At 65.1% G+C, this 26741-nt stretch carries 25 protein-coding genes and 1 tRNA gene; 17 read left to right on the top strand and 9 right to left on the bottom strand.

What is annotated here, in order from left to right; all coding sequences use genetic code 11:
- Positions 1-49 precede the first annotated feature (49 nt).
- From ACNI3R_RS06285 to ACNI3R_RS06265, 5 genes are all read left to right on the top strand, one after another.
- On the top strand, positions 50-904 hold the full coding sequence (locus ACNI3R_RS06285; RefSeq protein ID WP_426180881.1) for an FAD:protein FMN transferase: 855 nt from the start codon (positions 50-52) through the stop codon (positions 902-904).
- Between the two features lie 71 nt (positions 905-975).
- Positions 976-1206, top strand: a complete 231-nt coding sequence (gene purS / locus ACNI3R_RS06280) for a phosphoribosylformylglycinamidine synthase subunit PurS (protein ID WP_296624764.1) — start codon at positions 976-978, stop codon at positions 1204-1206.
- 17 nt (positions 1207-1223) lie between these two features.
- Positions 1224-1889: a phosphoribosylformylglycinamidine synthase subunit PurQ gene (purQ, locus tag ACNI3R_RS06275; protein ID WP_426180879.1), complete on the top strand. Its 666-nt coding sequence runs from the start codon at positions 1224-1226 to the stop codon at positions 1887-1889.
- A complete protein-coding gene (locus tag ACNI3R_RS06270; RefSeq protein ID WP_426180877.1) occupies positions 1886-2299 on the top strand; it encodes a GFA family protein in 414 nt (137 codons plus the stop codon). Before purQ ends, ACNI3R_RS06270 begins: the two co-directional genes overlap by 4 nt.
- Positions 2296-2628, top strand: a complete 333-nt coding sequence (locus ACNI3R_RS06265) for a YnfA family protein (protein WP_426180875.1) — start codon at positions 2296-2298, stop codon at positions 2626-2628. Before ACNI3R_RS06270 ends, ACNI3R_RS06265 begins: the two co-directional genes overlap by 4 nt.
- On the opposite strand, the gene ACNI3R_RS06260 is transcribed toward ACNI3R_RS06265, so the two are convergent.
- Positions 2629-3390: a queuosine precursor transporter gene (locus tag ACNI3R_RS06260; protein ID WP_426180873.1), complete on the bottom strand. Its 762-nt coding sequence runs from the start codon at positions 3388-3390 to the stop codon at positions 2629-2631.
- A gap of 58 nt (positions 3391-3448) precedes the next feature.
- Between ACNI3R_RS06260 and ACNI3R_RS06255 the strand changes: the two genes are divergently transcribed.
- From ACNI3R_RS06255 to ACNI3R_RS06245, 3 genes are all read left to right on the top strand, one after another.
- Positions 3449-3525, top strand: a tRNA-Arg gene (locus tag ACNI3R_RS06255).
- 273 nt (positions 3526-3798) lie between these two features.
- Positions 3799-5187, top strand: a complete 1389-nt coding sequence (locus tag ACNI3R_RS06250; protein WP_426180871.1) for a DUF3526 domain-containing protein — start codon at positions 3799-3801, stop codon at positions 5185-5187.
- Positions 5184-6635 (top strand): DUF3526 domain-containing protein, encoded by a 1452-nt coding sequence (locus tag ACNI3R_RS06245; protein ID WP_426180870.1) that lies wholly within the window; start codon positions 5184-5186, stop codon positions 6633-6635. The genes ACNI3R_RS06250 and ACNI3R_RS06245 overlap by 4 nt, the downstream gene beginning before the upstream one ends.
- Positions 6636-6639: 4 nt before the next feature.
- Here the strand turns inward: ACNI3R_RS06245 and ACNI3R_RS06240 are convergent, their stop codons facing one another.
- Positions 6640-7356 carry an ABC transporter ATP-binding protein gene (locus ACNI3R_RS06240; RefSeq protein ID WP_426180868.1) on the bottom strand — a complete coding sequence of 239 codons (717 nt, stop codon included), beginning with the start codon at positions 7354-7356 and terminating at the stop codon, positions 6640-6642.
- Positions 7353-9467, bottom strand: a complete 2115-nt coding sequence (locus tag ACNI3R_RS06235; protein WP_426180866.1) for a TonB-dependent siderophore receptor — start codon at positions 9465-9467, stop codon at positions 7353-7355. Before ACNI3R_RS06235 ends, ACNI3R_RS06240 begins: the two co-directional genes overlap by 4 nt.
- Positions 9468-9537: 70 nt before the next feature.
- Between ACNI3R_RS06235 and ACNI3R_RS06230 the strand changes: the two genes are divergently transcribed.
- Positions 9538-11508: a TonB-dependent receptor gene (locus ACNI3R_RS06230; RefSeq protein ID WP_426180865.1), complete on the top strand. Its 1971-nt coding sequence runs from the start codon at positions 9538-9540 to the stop codon at positions 11506-11508.
- A 105-nt stretch (positions 11509-11613) separates the two neighbouring features.
- On the opposite strand, the gene ACNI3R_RS06225 is transcribed toward ACNI3R_RS06230, so the two are convergent.
- Both ACNI3R_RS06225 and folE read right to left on the bottom strand, forming a co-directional pair.
- On the bottom strand, positions 11614-12591 hold the full coding sequence (locus tag ACNI3R_RS06225) for an NAD(P)/FAD-dependent oxidoreductase (protein ID WP_426180863.1): 978 nt from the start codon (positions 12589-12591) through the stop codon (positions 11614-11616).
- A complete protein-coding gene (folE, locus tag ACNI3R_RS06220; protein ID WP_426180861.1) occupies positions 12591-13202 on the bottom strand; it encodes a GTP cyclohydrolase I FolE in 612 nt (203 codons plus the stop codon). The genes ACNI3R_RS06225 and folE overlap by 1 nt, the downstream gene beginning before the upstream one ends.
- Positions 13203-13344: 142 nt before the next feature.
- Between folE and ACNI3R_RS06215 the strand changes: the two genes are divergently transcribed.
- The 4 genes from ACNI3R_RS06215 to cofC all read left to right on the top strand — a co-directional run bounded on the left by ACNI3R_RS06215 (position 13345) and on the right by cofC (position 16274).
- Entirely contained in the window at positions 13345-13932 is a 588-nt protein-coding gene (locus ACNI3R_RS06215; protein ID WP_426180860.1) for a PAS domain-containing protein, read from the top strand.
- 67 nt (positions 13933-13999) lie between these two features.
- On the top strand, positions 14000-14767 hold the full coding sequence (gene cofE / locus ACNI3R_RS06210; RefSeq protein WP_426180858.1) for a coenzyme F420-0:L-glutamate ligase: 768 nt from the start codon (positions 14000-14002) through the stop codon (positions 14765-14767).
- Positions 14764-15690 carry a 2-phospho-L-lactate transferase gene (cofD, locus tag ACNI3R_RS06205; protein ID WP_426180856.1) on the top strand — a complete coding sequence of 309 codons (927 nt, stop codon included), beginning with the start codon at positions 14764-14766 and terminating at the stop codon, positions 15688-15690. Before cofE ends, cofD begins: the two co-directional genes overlap by 4 nt.
- Entirely contained in the window at positions 15687-16274 is a 588-nt protein-coding gene (gene cofC / locus ACNI3R_RS06200) for a 2-phospho-L-lactate guanylyltransferase (protein ID WP_426180855.1), read from the top strand. Before cofD ends, cofC begins: the two co-directional genes overlap by 4 nt.
- On the opposite strand, the gene ACNI3R_RS06195 is transcribed toward cofC, so the two are convergent.
- Positions 16275-17744: a leucyl aminopeptidase gene (locus ACNI3R_RS06195; protein WP_426180853.1), complete on the bottom strand. Its 1470-nt coding sequence runs from the start codon at positions 17742-17744 to the stop codon at positions 16275-16277.
- A 224-nt stretch (positions 17745-17968) separates the two neighbouring features.
- Between ACNI3R_RS06195 and ACNI3R_RS06190 the strand changes: the two genes are divergently transcribed.
- From ACNI3R_RS06190 to rsmA, 4 genes are all read left to right on the top strand, one after another.
- Positions 17969-20167, top strand: a complete 2199-nt coding sequence (locus ACNI3R_RS06190) for an LPS-assembly protein LptD (protein WP_426181469.1) — start codon at positions 17969-17971, stop codon at positions 20165-20167.
- A 61-nt stretch (positions 20168-20228) separates the two neighbouring features.
- Positions 20229-21587, top strand: coding sequence for a peptidylprolyl isomerase (locus ACNI3R_RS06185; protein ID WP_426180851.1), 1359 nt, complete (start codon positions 20229-20231; stop codon positions 21585-21587).
- Between the two features lie 4 nt (positions 21588-21591).
- A complete protein-coding gene (gene pdxA, locus ACNI3R_RS06180) occupies positions 21592-22587 on the top strand; it encodes a 4-hydroxythreonine-4-phosphate dehydrogenase PdxA (RefSeq protein WP_426180849.1) in 996 nt (331 codons plus the stop codon).
- Complete coding sequence (gene rsmA, locus ACNI3R_RS06175) at positions 22584-23423, top strand: 16S rRNA (adenine(1518)-N(6)/adenine(1519)-N(6))-dimethyltransferase RsmA (RefSeq protein ID WP_426180847.1); 840 nt, start codon at positions 22584-22586, stop codon at positions 23421-23423. The genes pdxA and rsmA overlap by 4 nt, the downstream gene beginning before the upstream one ends.
- Positions 23424-23447: 24 nt before the next feature.
- Here the strand turns inward: rsmA and ACNI3R_RS06170 are convergent, their stop codons facing one another.
- Genes ACNI3R_RS06170 through guaB form a run of 3 tightly spaced genes read right to left on the bottom strand, consistent with a single transcriptional unit; the run spans position 23448 to position 26650 of the window.
- Positions 23448-23984 carry a hypothetical protein gene (locus ACNI3R_RS06170; RefSeq protein WP_426180845.1) on the bottom strand — a complete coding sequence of 179 codons (537 nt, stop codon included), beginning with the start codon at positions 23982-23984 and terminating at the stop codon, positions 23448-23450.
- 32 nt (positions 23985-24016) lie between these two features.
- The gene (locus ACNI3R_RS06165; RefSeq protein ID WP_426180843.1) at positions 24017-25186 is read right to left on the bottom strand and encodes an RsmB/NOP family class I SAM-dependent RNA methyltransferase; all 1170 of its coding nucleotides are present in this window, start codon (positions 25184-25186) and stop codon (positions 24017-24019) included.
- A gap of 6 nt (positions 25187-25192) precedes the next feature.
- On the bottom strand, positions 25193-26650 hold the full coding sequence (gene guaB, locus ACNI3R_RS06160; protein ID WP_426180841.1) for an IMP dehydrogenase: 1458 nt from the start codon (positions 26648-26650) through the stop codon (positions 25193-25195).
- Positions 26651-26741 lie beyond the last annotated feature (91 nt).

Below are 26741 nucleotides of genomic sequence, written 5' to 3'. Positions count from 1 at the left end.
GCGAAACGTCGATCCGGGGCAGCCCGTCGTCCTGTTGTCGGGTGAGACGATGGGAACGATGTGGTCGGTCCGATACGCCGCGCCGGTCGGACTCGCGCCGACAGAGGTCGGCGCAGCGGTCAAGGAGACGCTCGACCGGATCATCGTCGAGATGAGTCAATGGCGTGACGACTCCCTGATCAGCGCGTTCAATCGTGCCCCCCAGGGCACCGAGCTTCGGCTGCCTGCCGACTTTCGCACCGTGCTGGACGTGGCCCTCGACGTCGCCCGGCGCAGCGATGGGGCGTTCGATCCCACCATGGGCCGGCTGGTCGACCTCGCCGGCTTCGGACCCGCGGAACCCGCAGACGAGCCGACGAGCGTTACCGACGCCCTCCGCTGCGCTGGTTGGAAACGCCTGCCCTATGCCGGCGGACGGATCGTGCAACCGGGCGGACTGGCGCTCGACTTTTCTGGCGTCGCCAAGGGCCATGCGGTCGATGCCGTCGCCGACCGGCTGGCGCAGGAGGGTGTGACGCATATGCTGGTCGAGATCGGCGGCGAACTGGTCGGCTGCGGAGTCCGCCCGGACGGACAGCCCTGGTGGGTCGATCTCGAAGCGCCCCCCGGCCTGCCGGTGCCGCCGCTGCGGATCGCGCTGCACGGCATGGCGGTAGCAACGTCGGGCAATTATCGCCGGGGCAACCACATGCTCGATCCCGCGACCGGATCGCCGATCGTCAACGGCGTGCGCTCGGTTTCGGTCCTGCACGACAAAGCCGCCTATGCCGATGCCTGGGCCACCGCGCTGACCGTGCTGGGTCCCGACGCCGGCCTGCGCCTGGCCGAGCGCGAGGCGCTGGCCGCGCGGATCGTCGCAGACACGGAGTTGCTGAGCCCTGCACTGCGCGAAATGCTCGAATAACGTCCGGGGCCCCTTGCCCCTCGCCCTCATCGGGGCCATAGGGCCGGAAAATCTCCAACCAAGAGGCCGCGATGAAGACCCGCGTCTATGTCACCCTTAAGGGTGGCGTTCTCGATCCCCAGGGCAAGGCGATCCACAATGCGCTCGGCTCGCTCGGCTTTTCCGGCGTCAACGACGTGCGCGCGGGCAAGCTGATCGAACTCGACCATGACGAGGGCGTCAGCGATGCCGATCTCGAGGCGATGTGCCGCAAGCTGCTCGCCAATACGGTGATCGAGAATTTCCGCATCGAGCGGGCCTGAGCGCGGGAGCCGACATCATGAAAAGCGCGGTCATCGTCTTCCCCGGGTCCAATTGCGATCGTGACCTCGCCGTCGCCATTCGCGACGTGACCGGCCGCGCGCCGGAAATGCTCTGGCATCGCGAGACCGAGTTGCCCGACGGCATCGGCCTGATCGCGGTCCCCGGCGGCTTTTCCTATGGCGACTATCTGCGATCGGGCGCGATGGCGGCCCGTTCGCCGATCATGCGCGCGATCGTCGAGGCGGCCGGACGCGGGGTGCCGGTGATCGGCATCTGCAACGGCTTCCAGATCCTGACCGAAGCCGGCCTGCTGCCGGGTGCGCTGATGCGCAACCAGGGACTCGACTTCGTCTGTCGCGACGTGGCGCTGACCGTCGAGAACAGCCAGTCCGCCTTCACCGCGCGCTATGCGCAGGGTGAAACGGTCCGCTTCCCGGTCGCGCATCATGATGGCAATTTCAACGCCGACGCCGAGACGCTCGATCGCCTCGAGGGCGAAGGCCGCGTCGCCTTCCGCTATGCCGAGCCGGTCAACGGCTCGGCGCGCAACATCGCGGGGATACTCAACGATGGCGGCAACGTGCTGGGCATGATGCCGCATCCGGAACGCGTGATCGAAGCCGCGCACGGCAATGACGATGGCCGCCGCCTGTTCGAGGGGCTGCTGGAGACGGTTGCGTGACGCATGGAGCGGGCTGCCTCTGCGGAGCGGTCCGGTTCACGATCGCAGCCGATCCGCTCGGCGCGCGCACCTGCTGGTGCCGCCTGTGCCAGTATCTCGGCGCCGGCACCGCCACCGCCAATGTCGTCTTCCCCCGCGACAAGGTCAGCTGGACCGGCGAAATCCGCTATCATGAGACAGTCGCGGACAGCGGCAATCATATGCGGCGGGGTTTCTGCCCGGAATGCGGGACACCGCTTACCAGCGAGGCTCTCGAACGCCCGCACCTTATCTTCCTGCGGATCGGCGCGCTCGACGACCCCGATCTGATCGGTCCCGAGATGACGCTGTGGACCTCGCAGGCCCCCGACTGGGCCTGCATCTCCGACAGCCTCCCCCGCTTCGACGAACAAGCGCCACCGGTCGCATGACGGCCGCTACGCTGCCCGCCTATCTGGCGGCTGCGATCTGCGAAATCGCCGGCTGCTTCGGCTTCTGGGCGTGGCTCCGCCTCGGCAAGCCCGTCCATTGGGCGCTGGGCGGCACGGCACTCCTCGTCCTGTTCGCGCTGTTCCTCACCCGCATCGAAAGCGAAACCGCCGGGCGGGCCTTCGCCGCTTATGGTGGCGTCTATATCTGCGCCTCGCTCGGCTGGATGTGGGCGGTCGAGGGGGCCCGGCCCGACCGGTGGGATATGCTCGGCGCTCTGCTCTGTATCGCCGGGGCGGCGGTCATCCTGCTGGGGCCGCGAACCGCCTGATCAGACCTGCGTCCGGAACGGCGTGAAATCGGTATGCGCGTCGAACAGGTCGACGCCCTCGCGCGTCTTGAGGAAGTTGACGACGACATAGGTCAGCGGGGTCAGCAGCACCTCCCAGCTGACCTTCAGCACCCATTGCGTCACCAGCACCTTCAGCACCAGCGACGGGGTCCAGCCCATCGCACCCCAGAAGGCGAGCGGATAGAAGATCAGGCTGTCGACGCCCTGCCCCGCGATGGTCGAGCCGATCGTCCGCATCCACAGATGCTTGCCCCCGGTCGCGAGCTTCATCTTGGCGAGGACATAGCTGTTGACGAACTCCCCCGCCCAGAAGGCGGTTATCGACGCGAAGACGATCCGGGGCACCTGCCCGAAGACCTGCTCATAAGCCGCCTGCCCGGTCCAGTCGGCGGCCGGCGGAAGTGCCACCACAACCCAGCTCATGAAGGCCATGAACAGCAGCGCCACCGTGCCCGCCCAGATGCAGCGACGTGCGCGGGCATAGCCATAGACCTCGGTCAGCACGTCACCCAGGACATAGCCGATCGGAAAGAAGAGAATGCCTGCGCCGAACGGCCAGGCACCGAGCCCCGGCAGATCGACCGTCGCCACCTTGCCCGCGCCGAGTACGTTGGACAGCAGAAGGATGGTGACGAACGCCGCCATCACGAAATCGAAATAGCGGAAGTGCCGCCCCTTATAGGCTTCGGCATCCTGGACGGCGGGCTGGACGGCGGGCGCGGCGGCGAGGCTTTCGTTCATGACCCCACACTAACCACGTTCCATCTGCGCGCAATCCACGCTATCGGCATCGCTGCGCGCGCCCGTAGCTCAGTTGGATAGAGCACGAGCCTTCTAAGCTTGGGGTCACAGGTTCGAATCCTGTCGGGCGCGCCAGATGCCGCCATTTTATGCCGCTAGATGCCCTAGAGCCGCACTCACTTCGACGATCGAAGAGGCGGCAAATATCTGGCTGCAGATGCGACGGCGGACTGCGGAGCATCCTTTGGCTCCCAAGCGGCGACGCTACGCACTTTGATCATCATCGACAAATCCGCGCTATGGCGACCGTTGCCGGCGTTTGGGCGGAGCGATTCAAATTGCATAGCGCCGATATCGGGTTAATTATGTAACGATGTATCATTTCTCGGCGGACTTATGTGGGCTTCTTTGCGACTGGAAACACGGCTGATCTCTCGTGACCGTGGCGCGATCGTCACGACCCTGACCCTCGCCGTCCTTCTGGTGACAGCCTTTCTAGCCGGACTTCGCGCGGACCAGTCGGAGACTTCCGCGCTCAAGTCCGCAGCGCAGCAGGTGCAAGCCGAATGGAACGCCCAGCCACCCGTCAATCCGCACATGGCCGCGCATTACGGCATTCTCGTCTATCGTCCCCGCGCGCCGCTCCAGGCGATTGACGCAGGGGCGCTACCCTATCAGGGCTCTGTGACCTTCCTCGAAGCCCACAAGCGCAACGCGCCTATGCTTTCACCGGCATCGGTACGCAACGCCGACAGTCGCTATGGCGGCACGCGCTTTTCGCCGCTGCTCCAGATCGCGGGCGGGTTCCTGGTGCTGGTGCTCGGGTTCCTGATCGGCTCCCGCGAGGCTCGCCACGGCATGACGCCGCTGCTGCGCGGGGCCGGTGTACGTGGCACCGCATTTGTTGGGGCCAAGGCACTGGCGACGCTGGGTCTTGTGGTGCTGGCAGCGGCACCGTCAATCGTCTTTGCCGCGCTGACCATCGGTGGCGGTGATCCAGGCGCGCGGTTCGCAGCGCTTGCCAGCGCGTCACTCATCCACCTGATGATCTTGGCCAGCGCCGGCGTTGCCGCAGGATTATGGTTGGGTGCCGCCCGCTTCGGGCTGGCGGCGATCACCTTTGTCTGGGCGATGAGCGTGATGATCCTCCCCCGCATCGCCGACACCGTTGCCGAACGCGTCGCGCCGCTCACCGAGCGGGCGCTGACCGCGCAGATCCAGGCAGACTTCGCGCTAGGCCCCGACGGCCATGGCGAAAATGATGCCAATGCTCTGTTCGAGAAACGCGTCCTCGTCCAATATGGCGTGACCCGGAAGGAGGACTTGCCGGTCAATCTGGACGCGCTGCTGATGCAGGCAGACGAGGATTATCGCGGATCGGTCTACGACCGCCGGCTGGCCGAGGCGGACGCGGTGCGCCAGCGGCAGGACGCGATCCGCAGCTTGGCATGGGCGTTCGGCCCTACACCCGCCATGCTCGATCTGTCGGAGCGGATCGCGGGCGCCGATGCCAGCACGCAGCGCCGGTTCGATGTGACCGCGGAGGCATTCCGGCGCGATCTGATCGGTCGGCTCAATCGCCACATGGCGGAGAATTCAAGGACAGGCGATTGGGAGTGGACGCCCGCAGACCGCTATTTTGCAAGCTTCACTGCTTTCAACCCCACCACGCCACGTCTGCGTAACGATCTGCCCGGACTGATGCCAGCTGCTGCAACACTGAGCCTATGGGCTGCAGTGGCCGGACTGGCGCTGCTGTTCGCGGCGCGTCGTTTCGACCGGAGCGCGCAGTCATGATCGGAGCGCTGGTTAGGCTCGACGCGCGGTTGATGTGTCGATCGACGGCGGCATGCATATTGACGCTGCTGTTGGCGGTGACCGCTGGCCTGGCACTGGCAAGCGGTCTGGAATGGCGTGACCGCTATGTCAGTGCAGCCGATGCCGCGCGTGAACAGGTAGCAAAGGACGCAACCCTATTGCGCGACGTCTATACCGGCATCGAACGGGGCACCGTCATACCCACGGACGACAGCACTTATGACGGCGTCGGCAAATATGTTCCCGATCCCCGCGATCCCTATGTCGCGGGCTATTATCATACGTTGCTGGCCGAGTTGGAAGCCGGGCCGCTTCTGGGGCTGGCCACGGGAAGCTCCGAACTGCGCGCGACCCACCACAAGCTGAAGACAGTGCCGCTCTACGCCTTGTTGAGGATCGGGGAGCCGGCCGAGCGCGTCAATCCGGGCGCACTTGCCGCCGGCCGGTTCGATCTGTTGGCCTTCATCATGTTCCTTTGTCCGCTGGCGCTCGCCGTGCTGCTGTTCGATGCGACAGCGCGCGAGCGCGAGGGCGGGATAAGCCCTTTACTCGCAGGGCTCGGTGCGAGCCAGCGCGAGTTGCTGCTGGCACGCGCGGTCACACGCGGCGGCCTCGTGATCGGTATCGCCGTGATCGGGTCGCTGATCGGCATTGCGCTGGCTGGCGCATTTGGCAGCGCCGCCGGCTTCTGGTGGATCTTGGGCACGATTGCCTATCTCCTGTTCTGGACAGCATTGTTGCTGCTGGTCGCGTCGACGGGACTGAGCGTTGTGGGCTCGGCTGCAGTGGCGGTCGCACTCTGGGTCGCGCTGCTGCTGGTGTTGCCCGGCCTGACCGAACGGGCACTGCGTCCCGATGGCCTGCTGGAACCCCGGGCACTCGCCGATGCCGATGTGCGCCGCGTTCTGCGGGTAGAAGGCGGCCCCGATGCGATCGCGGCGACGATAGCCCGGGTTGCGCGCGAATATTGGGGTGTCGACTTTGCGACAGCGCCCATATGCGCCAAGCGCGATGGCGTGATCGATGAATATGTCCGCCGCCGACTGGCCGACGAACGCTATGCTGCCGCGATGCGGCAAGGCGCAGCGCGCGAAGCGTTGTTCGACCAGCGGCTCGACCGCTGGGGCTGGCTCGCTCCGGGGCTCGCCTTTCGCCGGGCGATGGAACAGGTCGCGGGCAGCGACCCCGCCCGGCAGCGGACGTTCGAACTGGCGGTGATCGACTATCACGCGGCCCGGCGCAATCAGGTCACATCCGCCATCTTGGAATGCAAGCGGTTAGACCGCGCGGCATTCGAGGCTGTTCGCTCTTTCCATTTCGATGAACCGACGGAACAGATCGCGCTGTTCACCGGGATCATCGCCCTAATCGGCTTTGCGGCGCTGTTTGCAGCCGCAGCGCTGCGGCCGCGTTCACTGCTGCGCTAAGGGTTCAGCCGGCGGCTTCCAGAAAAAAGCGCCGCTCGATCTCCTCCGCCGACAGGTTGGCGGGATCGAGCGTCAGCGCGATCTTTCCCCGGCTCATCACCAGCACTTCGCTGGCTACTTCGCGGGCGCGCCAGATATCGTGTGTGGCCATCAGCACGCCTACGCCCGCCGCCGCCGTCCGCCTGAGCGCCTCGTTGAATTCGGCCGCCGCGTGCGGATCAAGGCCGCTGGTTGGCTCGTCGAGCAGCAGCAGCGACGACTGGCGGCTGAGCGCAAGCGCCAGGCCGACCTTTTGCCGCATCCCCTTCGAATAGGTCACCGCGCGCCGGCCGAACGCTTCGGAGGGAAGGCCCGCAGCGGCCAGAGCGGCATCGAGATTATCGGCGGAAAGTCGCATTCCGGAGCCGATTTCCAGCAGATGCGCGAGATTTTCCCTCCCACTCAACTCCTCATAAAGGGCGACGTTTTCAGGCAGATAGGTCGTCACACACCGAGCCTGATCGGGCGCGGATACAAGGTCCGTCCCGCCAACCCGGATCGTCCCGCTGTCAGGGGTGATGAACCCCGCGCACAGCTTCATCGTCGTGCTCTTCCCCGCGCCGTTCGGACCGAGCAGCGCGACGATCGACCCGGCCGGTACGCTGAAGGACAGGCCATCTACCACCGTCCGGTTCCCATAATTCTTGGTGACGGCGTCGAGGGTCAGGGCTGACTGTGTCATGACGAGGCTCCGAACCGACGGCTGAGCGTGAACAGGAACTGGCGGGGCGCCAGCGGATAGAGTGCGAACAAGTTGGTGACATAGCTGTTGCTATTGGTCACGTTGTTGACGTTCAGCCCCAGCCGCCAGCAGTCGGCAAGTTCATAGGCGACGCCAAGGTCAAGCCTCGCATTGGGTGGAATGAAGATGGTGGAAGGCAGGCTAGCCTGTATGCGGCTAGCATAGGTCAGGCCGGCGTTCGCGCTCAGCCCTTTCAATACGCCATCGTCGACGCTGTAGCGGACGAAGGCGGATGCACTGTGTTCCGGCGCGGCAGGCAATTGTTGGCCGAAGTTGGCGTCGGTCTTCTCCGCGACCCGTGTCCGGTTCCAGGCGTAGGTCAGAATCATATCGAGGTGGGGCAGCACCCGCCCGGTCAGGTCGAACTCTGCTCCGCGGCTGGTCTGCTCGCCCACCGCGATCGACTGGGCGAAGTTACCGACATCAGGGATGACGACATTCGATCGCCGTATATCGAAATAGGCGAGTGTCGCCAAAGCCCGGCCACCGAACAGTTTCTGGCGAACGCCGGCTTCATATTGGCGAACCTGGTCGGGCGGAAACACTTCGCCATCACTGTCGAGCGCGAAGCTGGGCGAGAAGCTCTTGGCCCAGTTGGCGAACAGGATGCTATCGTCAGCGATCGACCAGGTCACGCCCAAGCGGGGCGACGGCTGGCTGTCGCTGATCCGGTCGCCGGAACCGTTGAAGATGCTTTCGTTTGTCTGCCAGTCATAGCGCAGCCCCGCCAGCACCGCGAGACGCGGTGTGATCTGGCTGAACACTTGGCCATAGACGGCATCACCCTGATAGGTGAAAAATCCCGAAAATTGCGGCTCCAGCGGCACAATTCCGGCGGGTGGGTTCACGGGATCTAGGACGTCCAGCGGTGGCAGCGCCCGACCCGATATGGCGTAGTCGTATCGGTTCTGGAACCGCTCATAACCGGCTAGAAAGACGGTCTCCACGCCAAGGCCCTTGACCGTGTAGATAAGGTCGCTCTGGATCGTATGCCGCTCAATCTGTTGCGGCCCCTGAAAGGTGAACCTGTCGAAGGTCCGCCCGTCAGGCTGAACCGCCAGCCCGAGCCGCGACGAGCCGATCCGGATATCGTAGTTCGAATAATTGCCCGCCACACGAAGCGTTAGAGCGTCGGTCAGCCGGAAATTGCCTTCGCCGGCCAGCGTGTAGTTGGTTTCTCGCGTCTGGCTTCGATCCGGCGCGTGAAAGGTCTGGCTAAGGTCCAGATCGAAGGTCGTCAGCCCAGCAGGCAGGGAGCCGTCGAGCAGTGGCAGCCCCTCGAAGAACGTGTAGCGGCGATTGATATAGCTGCCGTCAAGCCGGATCGACACGCGGTCGTTCGGCTCAAACGCGACCGATGGGGACACGACGAACTTCCGGGAATCGACATTTTCTTGAAAGCTACCGCTGCTTTCCGCCGCGCCGGTCAGCCGGTATTTGAGCGTGCCGCCTGGCGCCAGCGGGCCAGCGACATCGCCTTCTATCCGGTAGAAGCTGTCAGAGCCACCATAGGCTCTGACCTCTGCCGCGAACCGGTCGCGAGGACGCTTGGTAATGATGTTGACATTACCCGCGAACGCGCCGGTGCCGCCATAGAGGCTACCGATCGGGCCCTTGAGGATCTCGATGCGTTCAATGTTACTCAAATCACCGGGATTGTCGCTCACGCGCACGCCGTTCTGCAGGGTCTCGTAATTGGCGAAGAAGCCGCGAATGACATAGCCGACGCTGGTACCGAACCCCGGGAGCGTCTGCACGCCTGAGACATATTTGGTGACATCCTGCGGCAGGGTCGCGGCCGTTGCGTCGATCAACTCCTGCGGCAGGATCCGGATAGTGTTGGGCAGCTTTTCGACATCGACCGGAAAGCGACTCCCGGTCGAGGATTGCTTGGCGAGCAGCCCCTCGGTTTCAGTGAACGCATCGCCGACGACGATGATTTCCTGGTCTTGGGTGGCGCCTGGCGCAGAATCGACAAATTGAGCGACCACAGTCGTCGCGCCAGAAGTTGCAACAATGCCCACAGTGGCGAGCAAAATGGCGCTTGTCATCGTTATCCCCCTATGCAGTATAAACGTGAATGGTATGTGACAACATATCACTGTGGCAAGGGGAAGAGCGTTGCGGCTTAGCTATTTGATCGCAGCTATCGCCTCGCCCGTTCCCGTGATGGCCCAATCGCTGCCACGCAATGAGCAGCCTGCGCCATCCGGTCAACAGACGCCGCTCCCTGTGCTGCGCGCCAATGAGAACGCCGTGACGCAAGCCGAGGACGCTTTCGGAGTCAGCATTGGACGAGAAGAACTCGGTCTTTACAGTAGCAGCGACATTAGAGGTTTCTCGCCGATAGACGCTGGCAACGCCCGGATCGACGGCATCTACTTCGACCAGTTTCTCCGGCCGATTACCCGCATCCGGCAATCTACGACGATCAGAGTCGGCTTGGCGTCACAGGGGTTCGTCTTTCCCGCGCCGACTGGCGTGGTCGATTATGCGCTCCGCAAGCCAGGCAATGAAGCGGGCGCGTCGGTGCTCGTCGATGCAGATCATTGGGGCAGCGTTTCCGCCGAAGTCGATGCCGTGGTGCCGCTTACACGCGACAAACTCAGTCTGGGATTCGGGGCGTTCATCGCACAGACCGAGTTCTACAATGCGACCAATGCCTATTCCGACAACCAGGGAATCGTGTTGCGCTGGACGCCAACCCCGGACATAGCGCTAACACCGTTCTGGTCGCGGTCATATGTGCGCGACGACGATGCTGGGCAGATCTATGTGCCCGGCGGTGACTATCTGCCACCGCGCATTCCACGCCGCCGCTTCAACGGGCCGGACTGGGCGGCCTACACCGGGACTGGCGGACTCTATGGAGGAACAGCGAATTTTCGTGTCGGCCCGCAGACTACCATCGTAGCCGGGCTCTTCCATTCCTATTTTTCCGACGATCGCAGCGCCGTCAATCTGGCGCTCGACCTTCAGCCCGACGGACGGTTCAATCATCTTGTACTCATCGATCCGCCCTCTCGCTTCGCCTCGGACAGCGGCGAGGTGCGGATAGCGCAAGGCATCGTTGATGGCGACCGACTACATGGGATCTACGCCACGATCCGCTACCGCAATCGCTTCCAGCGCTACGACGGGTCGGCCAGCGTCGATCTCGGTCCGCGCGACTTGCGAGAGCGCGTCTTCATTCCCGAACCGCCCCTGACATTCCGCCGGCAATCGCGCGACCGGATCGAACAATGGACCGGCGGCCTTGCGTATGACCTGCGCTGGCGAGGCCTCGGTGAGCTTTCGATCGGCGTGCAGAAGACGGATTACCGCAAGCAGGTCGATCGATCGGACACCGGCAGCCGCTTGACGCAGTCCAACCCCTGGCTGTTCTATGCGACCGCCGCGGGGCAAATCAGCGAGACGCTGGTCATCTATGGCAGCTTTTCACAGGGGCTGGAGGAAAGCGGGCTCGCGCCCTCCAACGCCGTGAACCGGGGTGAACCCGTGCCCGCGATCCGGACACGACAGTTCGACGGGGGCGTCCGCTGGATGCTTACTCCGGGCCTGAAGCTGATTGCAGGCGGGTTCGATCTTGAGAAGCCCTATTTCAACATCGACGCGAACAATCGCTTCACTGCACTGGGTACCATCCGCAACCAAGGCGTTGAGCTGTCGTTGAACGGCGCGTTGACGCCCCGGCTCGATCTGGTTGCGGGAGGCGTGTTCCTACGCCCGCGCGTCACTGGCGCGGCGGTCGATCAAGGGATCGTGGGCGATCGCCCGGTCGGCTTTGCCGCCCGCAACCTGACCATCAATCTGGACTGGCGGCCAACCGCGAATCCCGGTGTATCGTTCGATATCCGCGTAACCCACCGGAGCCGCGTGACTGCGACGACGAACAATGCGGTCTCTATTCCTTCACAGACACTGGTCGATCTGGGAGGGCGCATCCCAGTAAACCTCGGTTCTGCTAAGGGATCCCTGCGTCTATCGGTCTCGAATATCTTCGACGTTGAGGGATTCGATCTGCGCGGTGCTGGCGCCTATGACATGATTGCCGGACGTCTCGCACAATTGCGGTTCACGATCGACATTTAGAAGAAGCAGCCGGCTATGTGCTTTCCGAAGCGCGCACGGTGGAACATATTTTACTATGTTTGCCCTAAGCGGCGCGATCATTGATCAGATGACAACATCGCAAAGTCAGGCGTGCGGGCGCGATGCCACCATCGGTCGGGCGGCGGCGCCCTGGGTCATCATGTCGGCGAGCGAGCGGCCCGAGAGCCAGGCGAATTCGACGCGGGGGCCGAGCAGCCAGTCGCCGCAGGCACCGAGCTGAAGCCGGGCATTCCAGAGCGAACCTTGATCGGCGCCACGCGTCATCGCAAAGCGCCAGCGGTGGGCGGCGATGCTCAATATCTCCGGCGCGGCGGTCTTGGCTTCGGCGACCAGCGCGTCGAGCAGCACACCGGCCACGATCGGGGCTTCCATCTCCACATTGCGCGCGGACCAGTTGCCGCCTGCCTGCACCACCCAGCTTTCCGGGCCATCACGGCCGGGCTTGGCGCTGTTGCGGGCGGCCCAGGAGATCAGGCCGCGGTTGCGCAGATGGTCCCCGTCGATCGACAGCCGGTCCCCGAAGGCGATCATGGCGGTCCAGCAGGGCTGCGACCGCGCCATCATCGCGTGGGTCGCCATGGCGATGTCGTGCAGGCCCACCAGCGCCGCCGCCTGTTCGGCCGGCACCGCAATGATGGCGGCATCGAAGGGCCCGAACTTCTCCGGGCCGACCTTGACCCACCAGCCGTCCCGACCGTGCATCAGGCCGTCGACATGGTGGAGGTGACGGACATCGAGATGCTCGGCCAGATGCTTGAGCGGGGCGTTCATCGTCGGAACGCCGACCCAGGCGTCCGCGCCGGCCTCGGCCCAGGGCTCGGCCAGTCCGGCCTTCTGCCAATGCCGGACCTCATCCAGGAAAGCGGCTTCCCGGACGGTGAAATATTGCGCCCCATGGTCGAAGCTCGCGGCGCCCTGCGACGTGTTGACGCGTCGGCTGGACATGCGTCCGCCCGTCCCCCTGCCCTTGTCGAACAGGACGACCTCGCTTCCGCGTTCCTGCAGTTTTTTGGCACAAGCAAGGCCGGCGATGCCGGCTCCGACGATAGCAACCCGTTTCATCAATATCCCATGAGCGACAGCAATTCCTTGCGGCTGCTCTTGTCTTCCAGAAAACAGCCGAGCAGACGGCTCGTGACCATACCGACGCCCGGTGTCCGGACGCCGCGTCCGGTCATGCAGCCATGCTGCGCTTCGATGACGACTGCGACGCCATGCGGGTTGAGGTTCTCCCATATGCACTGGGCGACTTCCGCCGTCAGTCGCTCCTGGATCTGGAGGCGCCGCGCGAAGCCATGCAGCACACGGGCGAGCTTCGATATGCCGACGACCCGATTACGGGGCAGATAGGCGATAGAAGCCTTGCCGGTGATCGGAGCCATGTGATGCTCGCAATGGGACTGGAACGGTATGTCCTTGAGCAGGACGATCTCGTCATAGCCGGCCACCTCCTCGAAGGTGCGCGTCAAATGGAGCGCAGGATCCTCACGATAGCCTTCGCAATATTCCCGCCAGGCGCGCCCGACGCGGGCGGGCGTATCGCGCAGGCCTTCGCGGTCGGCGTCCTCGCCGGCCCATTCGATCAAGGTGCGGATTGCGTCCTGAACATGGGTCGGGACGATCACCTTGCCATCTTCATCCTTTTCCCCAAGCCCGGGCGAGAAGTAGTTCATCGGACAGCCCTTTCGTGAGCATCGGGAGAAAAACGGTAATGCCGGTGCAGCTTTGTCTTGCCGACAGGGGGGCCGATGCAGCAACATGTCCAAAGGGCCATGGGGATTATCCGGCGGCGAAATCACTGCTACGGAAGGCGCGATGTCTGTTTCTGATATGATAGCTGGGAGCGCGGTCGCCGCGGTCATTAGCAACCCCCGCCTGCCCGACAATCCCATTGTCGAATGCAACGACGCCTTCGTGGCTCTCACCGGCTATTCCCGTGACGAGATCATCGGGCGCAACTGCCGCTTCCTGCGCGGGGCGAACACCGAACCCTGGCTGACGCAGGCGCTGCGCAGCGGCGTCCATAATCAGCGGCCGGTGATGGTCGAGATATTGAACTACAAGAAGGACGGTACGCCGTTCCGCAATGCGGTTCTGGTCGCGCCGATCTTCGGAGCCGATGGCGAGATCGAGTATTTTCTAGGCTCGCAGGTCGAGATCGAGGATCCCGCGCTGGGCAGTTCGCCGCGCCGCGAAAATGCGCATGACAAGATCGCCGGCCTCTCGGACCGGCAGCGCGAAGTGCTGGTCGCCATGGCCGCGGGCAAGCTCAACAAGCAGATCGCCTATGATCTCGGCCTGACCGAACGCACGATCAAGATGCACCGTGCAGCGATGCTGCGCGCGCTTGGCGTGCGGACCGGCGCGGAGGCGATCCGGATCGCGATCGAGGCGGGCTACTGAAGCGAACCGAGCGAGCGGCGCGGTCCGTGTTGGGCGTTCGGTCCGGTCCACCGGCTGTCACATCCCGATGACCCGCCAAGCCACCGTCACACTTTGCGCGCTCGACAGGGTACCGATGATCTCGCCGGGCTGCGATCTGGCAACAGTTACCGTCGACGCGCTGCACGCGACCGGTGAACGGCTCTGCGATGGCGATATCATCGTGCTCGCACAGAAGATCGTCTCGAAGGCCGAGGATCGGCTCGTTGCGCTCGACAGCATTGCCCCCTCCCCTGAAGCGATCGAGCTTGCGGCCGAATGCGACAAGGATCCGCGCCTCGTCGAGCTGATCCTGTCGGAAAGCCAGGAGGTCATGCGGGTGCGCAAAGGCGCGCTGATCGTCCGGCACCGTCTCGGCATCGTGCTGGCCAATGCCGGCATCGACCAGTCCAACATCGACCAGCAAAGAGAGGCCGCCCTGCTGCTGCCGGTCGATCCCGATGCGAGCGCGGCAAGAATCCGGGAGGGGTTGAAGGCGGCGACGGGCGTCGCCCCGGCGGTCCTGATCGTCGACAGCCTCGGCCGCGCCTGGCGCACCGGCACGACCGGGACGGCGATCGGCCTCGCGGGCATGCCCGGTCTGCTCGACCTGCGCGGCCAGCCCGATCTTCACGGCCGGCCGCTCGCGAGCAGCGAACTGGGGCTGGCGGACGAAGTTGCGGCAGCAGCGTCGCTGGTCATGGGCCAGGCGGACGAGGGTCGCCCGATCGTTCTTGTCCGGGGCGTCGAACTGGCACAGCGCGACGGCAGTGCCGCCGAGTTGATCCGTCCCCGCCATCTGGACCTGTTTCCATGATCGTCGCGCTCGCTGGCGGCGTCGGCGGGGCACGGATGGCCCATGGTCTCGCCGCCTGTCTGCCGCCGGACGACCTGCTGGTGGTCGTCAATGTCGGCGATGACTTCGAGCATCTGGGTCTGCCGATCTGCCCCGATCTCGACACCGTCTGCTACACGCTCGCAGGACGGAACGACCGTGAACGCGGCTGGGGCTTCGCCGGTGAGAGCTGGAGCTTCATGGCCGCGATCCGCGATCTCGGCGGCGAAGACTGGTTCAATCTCGGTGACCGCGATCTCGCGACGCACATCATACGCCGAACGCTTCTTGAGACGCAGAGCCTGTCGGACGTCACCCGCCATATCGCCGACCGGCTGGGCATCGCTCACCCCATCGTGCCGGCAACCGACGACCGCCTGCGGTCGATCGTCCACAGCGAAGAAGGCGTGCTCGCCTTTCAGGACTATTTCGTGCGCCGTCGCGCCGAGCCGGTGTTCACGTCGATCCGCTTCGAAGGCGCGGAAGCGGCACGGCCCTCACCCGCTTTTGATGCGGCGCTCGACGATCCCGCTCTCGAGGCGGTCATCCTCTGCCCGTCCAACCCGATCCTCAGCATCGCTCCCATATTGGCGATCGGCGACGTCCGGGACCGGCTGCGACGTTCGCCCGCGCCGGTGGTTGCCGTGTCGCCCTTCATCGACGGCGACGCGATCAAAGGGCCGGCCGCCAAGATATTCAAGGAGCTGCATATTCCTTGTAATCCACAGGGTCTGATCTCCTGCCTCGGCGACGTGGTCGACGCACTCGTCATCGACGGCGCGGACGCGGCAGCTTCCTGCCCGGACCTTCCTGTCCTCGTGACCGATACGCTGATGCGCGATGATGCAGGCCAGCAGCGACTTGCTCGCGAGGTGCTGGCATTTGCCCGTTCGCTGAAACGATGAGGACGATGTGCGTCCTCGCGGCGCGACCGCCCGAGGAGGGCAAGAGCAGACTTGCCGATTCCCTGACAGCCCCCAAGAGATACCGATTGAATATCAATATGTTCAGTCATGTTCTCAATGTGGCGTGCAAGACCTTCGAGACAAGGAACTTGTTGCTGGTGACACGCTCGCCCGATCTGGCTTCGGCAGCGCGCGCCGCGGGTGTCGATGCGATCGAGGAGGGCGGGACCGATCTGAACACGGCCTTCGCGCAAGCCCGCGCTGTCGCTACGCAACGCGGCGCAGAGCGTCTGGTCACGCTGAGCTGTGATCTGCCCCATCTCGACGTCGCCGACCTGGAGGCGCTTCTGGCTGCCCCAGGCGAAGTCGTGATCGCGCCCGACCGCCATGGCACCGGCACCAATGCGCTGGCACTATGCCCGCCCGACGCGATCGAATTCGCTTATGGACCGGATAGTTATCGTCGCCATTTCGAGGCGGCGATGAGACAGAGCCGGACAGTGAACGTGATCGACCGTCCGGGGCTCGCGAAGGATGTCGACCTGCCCGCCGAGCTTAGGGAACTGCTCGACGGGCAAGGGTGATCAATTCTCGAAATTATCGGCGATGAAGCGATCGAGCAGACGAACACCATAGCCGGTCGCGCCCTTATCCCAGGTCGTGCCCGGCTTCGACGCCCAGACCATCCCGGCGATGTCGAGATGGGCCCAGCGTACGCCGTCATCGACGAAACGCTTGAGGAATTGCGCAGCGGTGATCGAGCCGGCCTCGCGTGGTCCCACATTCTTCATGTCGGCGATCGGCGAGTCGATCAGCTTGTCATAGGCGTCACCGAGCGGCATCCGCCACAGCCGGTCGCCCGACGCCGTCGCGGCCGCCAGCAACTGATCGGCGAGCAGGTCGTCATTGGCGAACAGACCGCCATATTCATGGCCGAGCGCCACGATCATCGCACCCGTCAGGGTGGCGAGATCGACGATCGTCTTCGGACCATGGGTCTTCTGGACCCAGGTCAGCGCGTCGCACAGGACGAGGCGCCCCTCGGCGTCGGTGTTGATCACCTCCACCGTCTGGCCCGACATCGACGTCACCACGTCACCCGGCCGCTGGGCGAGCCCATCGGGCATATTCTCGACCAGTCCGCAAACGCCGATGACATTGGCCCTGGCCTTGCGCAGTGCCAGCGTCTTCATGACGCCCGCGACCGCACCGGCGCCGCCCATGTCCCACTTCATGTCTTCCATGCCGGCACCCGGCTTGAGCGAGATGCCACCGGAATCGAAGGTGACGCCCTTGCCGACGAAGGCGACCGGCGCCTTGCCGGCATCGCCGCCGTCCCAGCGCATGATCAGCATCTGCGGAGCGCGGGCCGAGCCTTGGGCCACGCCGAGCAGCGCACCCATGCCCAGCGCCGCCATGGCATCCCGATCGAGCACCTCGATCTTCACGCCCAGCGCTTCGAGCGGGCGGCAGCGTTCGACGAAGCTCTCGGGATAGATGATGTTGCCCGGCTCGGTCACCAGTTCGCGGGTGAAGGCGACGCCCTCGACCACCGCCGAATGTGCCGTCCAGCGACCCTCGGCTTCGGCACCACCACCGACGATCACAATCTCTTCGAGCGAGGGGCGCTGTTTGGCGTCGAGCTTCGTCCGGTAGGTGTCGTACCGCCAGGCGCGCAGCGTGGCGCCCGTCGCCACGGCGGCGGCAGCCTCACCCGACTTCGCGCCGGCCGCTGCGGCCAGGTCGACGACCAGCGTCTTTTCGCCCGATGTGAGCAGCTTGGCGACGAGTGCGGCGCCCGCCTTCTCATAGTCATTCTTCGACCCGAGGCCCACGAGCAGCAGCCGGCGCGCGGCCCCTTCGACCTCCGCGAAATATTCGACGACCGCTCCGGCTTCACCATCGAAGCGCAAGGCTGCGGCCGCGGCCCGGCCCAGCGTCTGGGCTGCCTCAGGCAGAGAAGCGAGCGCCGATCCCTGCAAGGTGCCGGGCGCCACCACGATAGCCAGCGTGTGGGCAGCATTCGGCCGGACGTCGGCGAAACTAATGCGCATCGAAGCGGTTTCCTTCTGTCAATGTCACCTTCCATCTAGGGAACCGGCGGGCAGGCCGCAACGGCACCGGAGGATCGGACCGCCGCGCAGGCCATTGCAGGCGGCGCGCTGGTGCGATAGGCGGCAGGGGCATCGTGCAGACTGCCGGGGAAACTTGCCGCCGGCCCGTCATGTGGGGATTCGTGAAAAAGCCATATCTGTTCCTCCTGGCGACCACTCTGCCCATGCTTGCCGCCGGCGGCGCCATCGCCGCGCAGCCCAATCTGGTGGAGCCAGCCCCCGCGCCGCTGCAGGGCGATGCGCCGACTCCCACCGATGAGGAGGAGGTCACCTTCGCCGCCGACACGCTGGCTTATGACAGCAATGGCGAGGTCGTGACCGCTGCCGGAAATGTCCGCATGATGCGCCAGGGCGCCCGTCTGCGCGCCGACAGCGTCCAGTGGAACCAGAAGACCGGCGTGGTCCGTGCCGAAGGCAATGTCGCGATCGTCAACGCTTCGAACGACACTGTTTATGGGGATTCGGTCGAACTGACCGATACGCTCAAGGATGGCGTGGTCGAGAATCTGCTGCTCGTGCTCAACGACGGCGGTCGTCTCGCCGCCGTGCATGGGGCTCGTCGCAACGAGGTCAGCACGCTCGACAAGGCGGTCTACACCCCCTGCGCGGTGGTCGACAGCAAGGGCTGTCCGAAGGAGCCGATCTGGAAGATCAGCGCAGTGCGCGTGGTCCATGATCCGAACAAGCACCGGATCACCTATGATGGCGCACGGATCAGCTTTCTCGGTGCGCCGATCCTGTGGCTGCCCGGTCTTTCGCATCCCGACGGCAGCGGTGGCGGCGGATCGGGCCTGCTCCTGCCCGACATTCAATATGGCCGGGTCAACGGGTTCGAGCTGGCCCTGCCCTATTATTTCCAGCTCGCTCCCAACCGCGACCTGACGATCACGCCGCGCGTCTATTCGAAGGTGCTGCCGGCAATCGAAGCACAATATCGCGCCCTGACGAGCAACGGCGCCTGGCAAGCGGCCGGCATGCTGACCTACAGTTCGCGTTCGTCGGCGACGACAGGCGTTCCGCTCGACAGCAATCGCGATGTCCGCGGCTATATCGATGCGAACGGCCGTTTCCAGTTCGGCGACTACTGGACGGTGTCCGGATCGATCCGGGGAACGACAGACCGCACCTTCATGCGGCGCTACGACATCTCGCGCGACGATCGGCTGCGCAGCCAGATCCAGGCCGAGCGGATCGACGCCGACAGCTATTTGTCGATCAAGGGCTGGGCCGTCCAGACGCTGCGGATCAACGACCCGCAGGGGCAGCAGCCGATCGCGCTGCCGGCGATCGACTATCGCTTGCGGATGACCGACCCGCTCATAGGCGGCGTGCTGCAGTTGCAGCTCAACAGCCTCGCCCTGATCCGGACCAGCGGACAGGACACCCAGCGCGCCTTCGCCGCAGCCGAATGGAATCTGCGCCGCTATACGCCGCTGGGCCAGGAAATCACCCTGACCGGCTATCTGCGCGGGGACATCTATCACACTGATCAGGTCGGCCAGACTGCGACCATCAGCTATCGTGGCGATCCGGGCTGGACGCCGCGCGGCATCGGTGCGCTGGCGGTCGACGTCAAATGGCCGCTCATCGGCGAGTTCTTCGCGGGCACCCAGCGGATCACCCCGCGCGTGCAGATCGTCGCCAGTCCCAAGACCAAGAATATGAGCATTCCCAACGAGGATGCGCGCGCGATCGATCTGGAAGACTCCAACCTCTTCGCGCTCAACCGCTTCTCGGGCTATGATCGGTGGGAAGATGGCAGCCGCGTCACCTATGGCGCGGAATGGTCGGTCGACCTGCCCGGCATCTCGTTCAATACGGTGGTGGGGCAGAGCTACCGCCTGACCAACAAACCCAGCCTGCTGCCGGTCGGAACCGGCCTGTCCGATCGGCTGTCCGACATCGTCGGGCGTACGACGCTCAAATATGGGCGTTTCCTCGAGCTGACCCACCGTTTCCGGCTGGACAAGGACAATTTCGCCGTCCGTCGCAACGAGATCGATGCGACGATCGGCACGCGCAAGACCTACGCCCTGATCGGCTATCTCAAGCTGAATCGCGACATCGCCTCGACGATCGAGGATTTGCGCGACCGCGAGGAGGTCCGCCTCGGCGGACGCGTCCAGATTGCGCGCTACTGGTCGGTGTTCGGATCGACGGTTATCGACCTCACCGGGCCGAAGGAAGATCCGACGACATTGTCCGACGGTTATCAGCCGATCCGGCACCGTCTCGGCATCCTCTACGACGATGACTGCATCGAAGTCGGGGTCACCTGGCGCCGCGAATATGCCGCGATCGGCGACGCCCGGCGGGGGAACACTTATCTGTTGCGACTGGCGCTCAAGAATTTGGGCCGCTAAGCGTGCATTCAGCGGATCGGTGAAATAAGCACCGCATTCGACACTCATCGAGGATTAGGTCTTGGTACGCGGAAAGAAGCTGGGTCGGAGTGGGAAGCTATTCTATGCGGTGACAGCCCTGGCGCTGTTGGCCCCGCCAGCGTCCGGCCAGATGGCAAGCGAACCCAATGAGGATATCTCGGGCGCACTCAACATTCCGAAGGACATCACCGTCTTCGGCAACCGCGATCCCAATGTCCGTACGGCCACGGCAATCGTCAACGGCACGATCGTCACGCAGACCGATGTCGAACAGCGCCTTGCGCTCGTCGTTGCTGCCAATGGCGGGCGCATTCCGCAGGAGGAACTCGAGCGCCTGCGGCTTCAGGTGCTGCGCAACCTGATCGACGAAACCCTCCAGATCCAGGAAGCGAAGGCGCAGAAGATCGAGGTCGCACCCGAAGAGGTGCAGCAGACCTACGACCGCGTCGCGTCCAATTTCCGCAAGACACCCAAGGACTTCGCAGCCTTCCTGCGTGAAAAGGGATCGTCGGAACTGTCGATCAAGCGGCAGATCGAGGGCGAGGCCGCCTGGCGCCGCGTGCTCAGCCGCCGGATCGAGCCGTTCGTCGCGGTCAGCGAGGAAGAGGTCAATGCGATCATCAATCGCCTGAAGGCCTCCAAGGGCGAAAACGAATATCATGTCGGCGAGATCTTCCTCTCCGCCACGCCCGAGACGATGGGCGAAGCTGGCGCCAATGCGCAGCGCATCATCGAGCAGATCCAGCGCGGCGCGTCCTTCGCCGCCTATGCGCGCCAATTTTCCGAAGCCTCGACCGCAGCGGTCGGTGGCGATCTCGGCTGGGTTCGTGCCGAACAGCTCCCTGAGCAGCTGTCCGGCGTCGTGACGCAGTTGCAGAACGGCCAGATCAGCCAGCCCATCGCCGTGCCCGGCGGCTATTCGATCCTGCTACTGATCGACAAGCGCCAGGTGCTGGGTGTCGACCCGCGCGATGCGCAGCTGCTGCTCAAGCAGCTGACGGTCACCTTCCCGCCGAACATCACCCAGGCACAGGCCACGCCGAAGCTGGAAGCCTTCGCCAAGGCCGTGAAGGACATCCAGGGCTGCGGCAAGGCCAATGAGGTCGCCCAGTCGGTGGGCGCCGACGTGGTCAACAACGACCAGATGACCATCCGCGACCTGCCGCCCCAGTTGCAGGATCTGATGCTCAATCTGCAGGTCGGACAGGCAACCCCACCCTTCGGCTCGCTCAAGGACGGCGTCCGGGCACTGATCCTCTGTGGCCGCGACGACCCCGCGCCGACCTCGGGTCCGTCCTTCGAGCAGATTCAGTCGCAGATCGAGCAGGACCGGGTCAACCGGCGGGCCCAGCGCTATCTTCGCGACCTGCGGCGCGATGCGGTGATCGAGTATCGCTGACGCGATGGACATAGCGCCCCTCGCCGTCGCCCTCGGAGATCCGGCGGGCATTGGTCCCGAGATCGTGGCCAAAGCCTGGGACGCGCGGCATGAGCATGATCTGGCGCCCTTTTTTGCCGTCGGCGACCAGCGCTCGATCGAGGCCGTATGGTCCGGCCCTATCCGCCTGATCTCCAGCCCGGACGAGGCCATGGGCTGTTTTTCGTCGGCGCTGCCGCTGATCCAGATTCATGACACGGCCGATATCGTGCCCGGCCAGCCCGACCTGGCCGGAGCGCGTTGTGCTTTGGACTCGCTCGAGCTCGCCGCTGGCCTGGCCCGCTCGCCGATCGTGGGCGGGCTGGTGACGGCACCGGTCGCCAAGGCGCAGCTCTATGCGATCGGCTTCACCCATCCCGGCCAGACCGAGTTCGTCGCCGAACGCTGCGGTGTGTCCGCCGCCAACACGGTGATGCTGCTCGCCGGTCCGACGCTGCGGGCCGTACCCATCACCACCCATGTCCCGCTGCGCGAGGTGGTCAATCTGGTCACGGTCGACCTGATCGTCGCCAAGGCCCGCGCGACCGAACGCGGGCTCATCCGCAATTTCGGGATCGAACGGCCCCGCCTCGCCATTGCCGGCTTCAATCCCCATGCAGGCGAAAGCGGTTCGATCGGTCGCGAAGAGATCGAGCTGATCCTGCCGGCGATCGAAATATTGCGCGCTGAAGGTGTCGACGTGACCGGGCCGCTGGCTGCCGACACGATGTTCCACGCACGCGCCCGGGCGCAATATGACTGCGCGCTATGTCTCTATCATGACCAGGCACTGATTCCGCTCAAGACGCTGCACTTCGACGAGGGGGTGAACATGACCCTCGGCCTGCCGATCGTCCGCACCGCCCCCGACCATGGTACGGCGTTCGGCATTGCCGGCACAAATCAGGCGCACCCCGGCGCGATGATCGCCGCGCTGAAGCTGGCGGCGGAAGCGGCCCGGAACCGCCTGCTCCACGCATGAGCGGTAGATTGCAGAGCCTGCCGCCGCTGCGCGAGGTGATCGCGCGGCATGGGCTCAGCGCTAACAAGGCGCTCGGCCAGAATTTCCTGCTCGATGGCCAGCTGCTCGACCGGATCGCCCGCATACCCGGCGATCTCGACGGACAGATGGTCTATGAGGTGGGCCCAGGTCCCGGCGGCCTGACGCGCGCCCTGCTCGGTGCAGGCGCATCGGTGGTGGCGGTGGAACGCGATGATCGCTGCCTGCCCGCGCTGGAGGAACTCAACGTCGCCTCGAGCGGACGGCTGCGGGTCATTTCCGCCGATGCGATGAAGATCGATGAGCGGGCCGAGGCGGGAGACGGCGCGCATATCGCCTCGAACCTGCCCTATAATGTGGGCACGGCACTGTTCGTGCGCTGGCTGTCGCTCGATGCCTGGCCGCCCTGGTGGCGGTCGCTAACCTTGATGTTCCAGAAGGAAGTGGCGGAACGCATCGTCGCTCGTCCCGGCAGCACAGCCTATGGACGGCTCGCGGTGCTGGCGCAGTGGCGCTCGACCCCGTCGATCGCGCTCAACGTCCACCGTTCGGCCTTCGTGCCCCCGCCCAAGGTGATGTCCGCCGTGATTCACGTCGTGCCGGCAGAACAGCCTGGCGGCGCGAGCATGAAGACGATCGAAGGGCTGACCGCCGCAGCCTTCGGTCAGCGGCGCAAGATGCTGCGCCAGAGCCTCAAATCCGTCAGAGGCGCGGTCGAGCTGCTGCCGGCGGTTGGCATCGATCCCGAGCGGCGCGCAGAGACGCTGCTCGTGGACGAGTTCGTCGAACTCGCCCGCGCGCTCGACAGCGACAGGTAGATTGCCGGGGCGGATGGCCCGGCCTTACTTGTCTGCGACGGTGCTCGTCTCGGCCCCCTTGGGCGGAACCTTGTCGCTGGCAGGCGCAGTCGCCACGACAGCCGCAGGGGGCGGCCCCTTCGCGATCACGGCCGCGAGCTGAACCGCAGGCGCGCACTCCGTCTTGCACAGCGCACGCACGCGGGTGAGATTGGCGCGGGCCCGTTCGACGGCCCCCTTCTGCACCATTGCCTCGCCCTGCGCGGCCAGTGCGTTGACGTCATTGGGCTCCAGCGCCAGCGCCTCGAAATACATGCGGATCGCCTTGCCCGGCAGCTGCTGTGCCTGGGCGACCTTGCCGAGGGTGATGAAGGCATTGCGATTGCGAGGATCGACCGCCAGCGCGCTTTCCAGCGCATCATTGGCCGCCTCATATTTGCCGGCGGCAAGCGCCGACTGCCCTTCGGAGAGAAGCGCCAGCGAACGCGGGTTGATCTGGTCGTCGGCCTTCTGTCCATTGACCCCGCTGGACACCGCCAGAAGCGTCAGCGACAGAACCAGGGCGACGGGCGAAACTCGCATCAACATCTCCAATAGCGCGGTTTTCCGAGCTTCTAACATGCGCGCCGCAACCGTGCGACGAAAAAGCCGTCGGTCCGGTCATGGGCCGGGCTGAGCAGCCTGCCCGCCCCTTCTTCACGACCAGCGATGAACATCAGCTTATCGGCAGCGAAATCGGGGTGACGCGCGAGAAAGGCATCGACCTGGTCACGCCCCTCCTCGGGCAAAAGCGAGCATACCGCATAGACGAGCGCGCCCCCCGGACGGACCAGGACAGCCGCCAGAGCGAATAGCCGCGCCTGCAACTCGACCAGTTGCGAGAGCCGCGCCGGCGTAAGCCGCCAGCGAGCCTCCGGATTGCGACGCCAGGTGCCGGTCCCCGAACAGGGCGCGTCGACCAGAGCGACGTCACAGCCGCTTTCGAGGTCAGCGAGCGCCGGAAGCTCCCGGCCGGGATCGAGCAGGCGCGTCTCGATCGCAAGCGCCCCCATCCGCTCGGCACGCGGTGCGAGGCGGGACAGACGCGCACGGTTGCTGTCGCTGGCGATCAGGCGCCCCTGCCCACGCATGTCATCGGCCAGGGCAAGCGTCTTTCCTCCCGCACCCGCGCAGAGGTCGATCACCGTCATGCCCGGCTTTGCCTGAGCCGCCAGCGCGATCAGCTGGCTGCCCTCGTCCTGGATCTCGACCAGACCCTGCGCCCAGGCTTCGGTCGTTTCGATCGGGCTGCCTTCGGGGAGGCGCAGGCCTGCCGGCGAGTGGGGCGTCGGTACGGCTTCGAGCAGCTCCGCCATCGTCGCGCGATCGGTTCGCGACAGATTTACGCGCAGGTCGAGCTGCGCCCGCTCCAGCAGCGCCGCGTGCTCCTCAACCGCGATGCGTTCGGTGAGCCAGTCCGGTAGTGCCGTGGCGGGGCTGGCCTGCTCGGCGGGCTCGATCGGCGCCGGTGCGTGGGTCCCGCCGTCGAACAGCGCTGCAACCGCGTCGTCCTCGCGCGCCAGGCCGACAAGTGCGGCGCGCCCGCTGGCGGGGACGTTTCCCGCCCGACGGATGGCCCGATAGACGAGGTCGCGGATTGCACGCCGATCCTTGGACCCGGCATAGCGCCGCGTCTTGAAGTAGCGCGCGATCAGCGTGTCGGCGGCAGCGCCTCCGGCCCTCGCCGCTCCGATGATCTCGTCGAGCAGGTCGATCGCCGCCTGCGCGCGTGCGCCGGGCGTCATCGGGCCTCAGCGCGTCGGATAGTTCGGCGCCTCGCGGGTGATCGTCACGTCGTGAACGTGGCTCTCCTTGAGGCCCGCATTGGTGATCCGGATGAAGCGTGCCCGCTGCTGCAGCTCGGCTATGGTGCGCGCACCGGTATAGCCCATCGCAGCCTTCACGCCGCCGACCAGCTGGTGGATCACGTCGCGCGCGGGGCCCTTATACGGCACCTGCCCTTCGATCCCCTCGGGCACCAGTTTCATCTGGTCCTTGATGTCCTGCTGGAAATAGCGATCGGCCGAGCCGCGCGCCATCGCACCGACCGAGCCCATGCCGCGATAGGATTTATAGGCGCGCCCCTGATAGAGGAAGGTCTCGCCCGGCGCTTCTTCGGTACCCGCGAGAAGCGATCCGACCATCACCGTGCTCGCGCCCGCAGCCAGCGCCTTGGCGATGTCGCCCGAAGTGCGCAGACCGCCATCGGCGATCACCGGCACGCCCGACTTGGCTGCCTCGGCAGCGGACTCCATCACCGCCGTCAGCTGCGGCACGCCGACCCCTGCCACCACACGGGTGGTGCAGATCGAGCCCGGACCGATGCCGACCTTGACGCCATCCGCGCCCGCATCGATCAGCGCCCGGGTCGCTTCGGCGGTGGCGACGTTGCCAGCGATCACCTGGACCGAATTGGACAGCTTCTTCACCCGCTCGACCGCGCGCGCCACGTCGCGGTTGTGGCCATGGGCGGTGTCGATCACGATCAGGTCGCACTCGGCATCGATCAGTGCCTCGGTGCGCTCATAGCCCTTGTCGCCGACCGTCGTCGCGGCGGCGACGCGCAGGCGCCCGCTCGCATCCTTGGTCGCCGAGGGGTAGGTCACCGCCTTCTCGATGTCCTTGACCGTGATCAGGCCGACGCAGCGGAAGGCATCGTCGACCACCAGCAGCTTCTCGATCCGGCGCTGGTGCAGCGTCCGGCGCGCTTCTTCCTGGCTGACGCCGGTTCTGACCACAGCGAGATTGTCGCGGGTCATCAGCTCGGATACCGGCTGCAGCGGGTTTTCGGCGAAGCGGACGTCGCGGTTGGTGAGGATGCCGGCGAGCTTGCCATCGGCCTCCACCACCGGAATGCCCGAGATGCGGTTGCGCGACATCAGTTCCAGCGCATCGGCCAGCGTCTGTTCGGGCCGCATGGTGATCGGATTGACCACCATGCCCGATTCGAACCGCTTGACCGCACGAACGGCGGCGGCCTGCTCCTCGACCGAAAGATTGCGATGGAGGACGCCGATCCCGCCCAGCTGGGCCATCACGATCGCCATGTCGGCCTCGGTCACCGTGTCCATCGCCGATGACAGGACGGGGATGTTGAGCGAGATTGCCTTGGTGACCTGGGTCGCGGTGTTCGCCTGGCTGGGCAATACGTCCGACTCGCCGGGCCGCAGGAGCACGTCGTCGAAAGTAAGGCCGAGGCTGATGTCCATGAAGTCGAATCCCCGCGAGGTGTTTAAGGATTCGAGGCCATATATGATGGTGGGCCCCTCCCGGCTAGCCCTGCCGTCCGCTTTTCGACGC

The organism is Rhizorhabdus antheiae (genome assembly GCF_049889055.1).
Taxonomy (GTDB): domain Bacteria; phylum Pseudomonadota; class Alphaproteobacteria; order Sphingomonadales; family Sphingomonadaceae; genus Rhizorhabdus.
The sequence above is the reverse complement of the archived record's forward strand: the minus strand, read 5'-3'. Positions and strand labels throughout refer to the sequence as shown.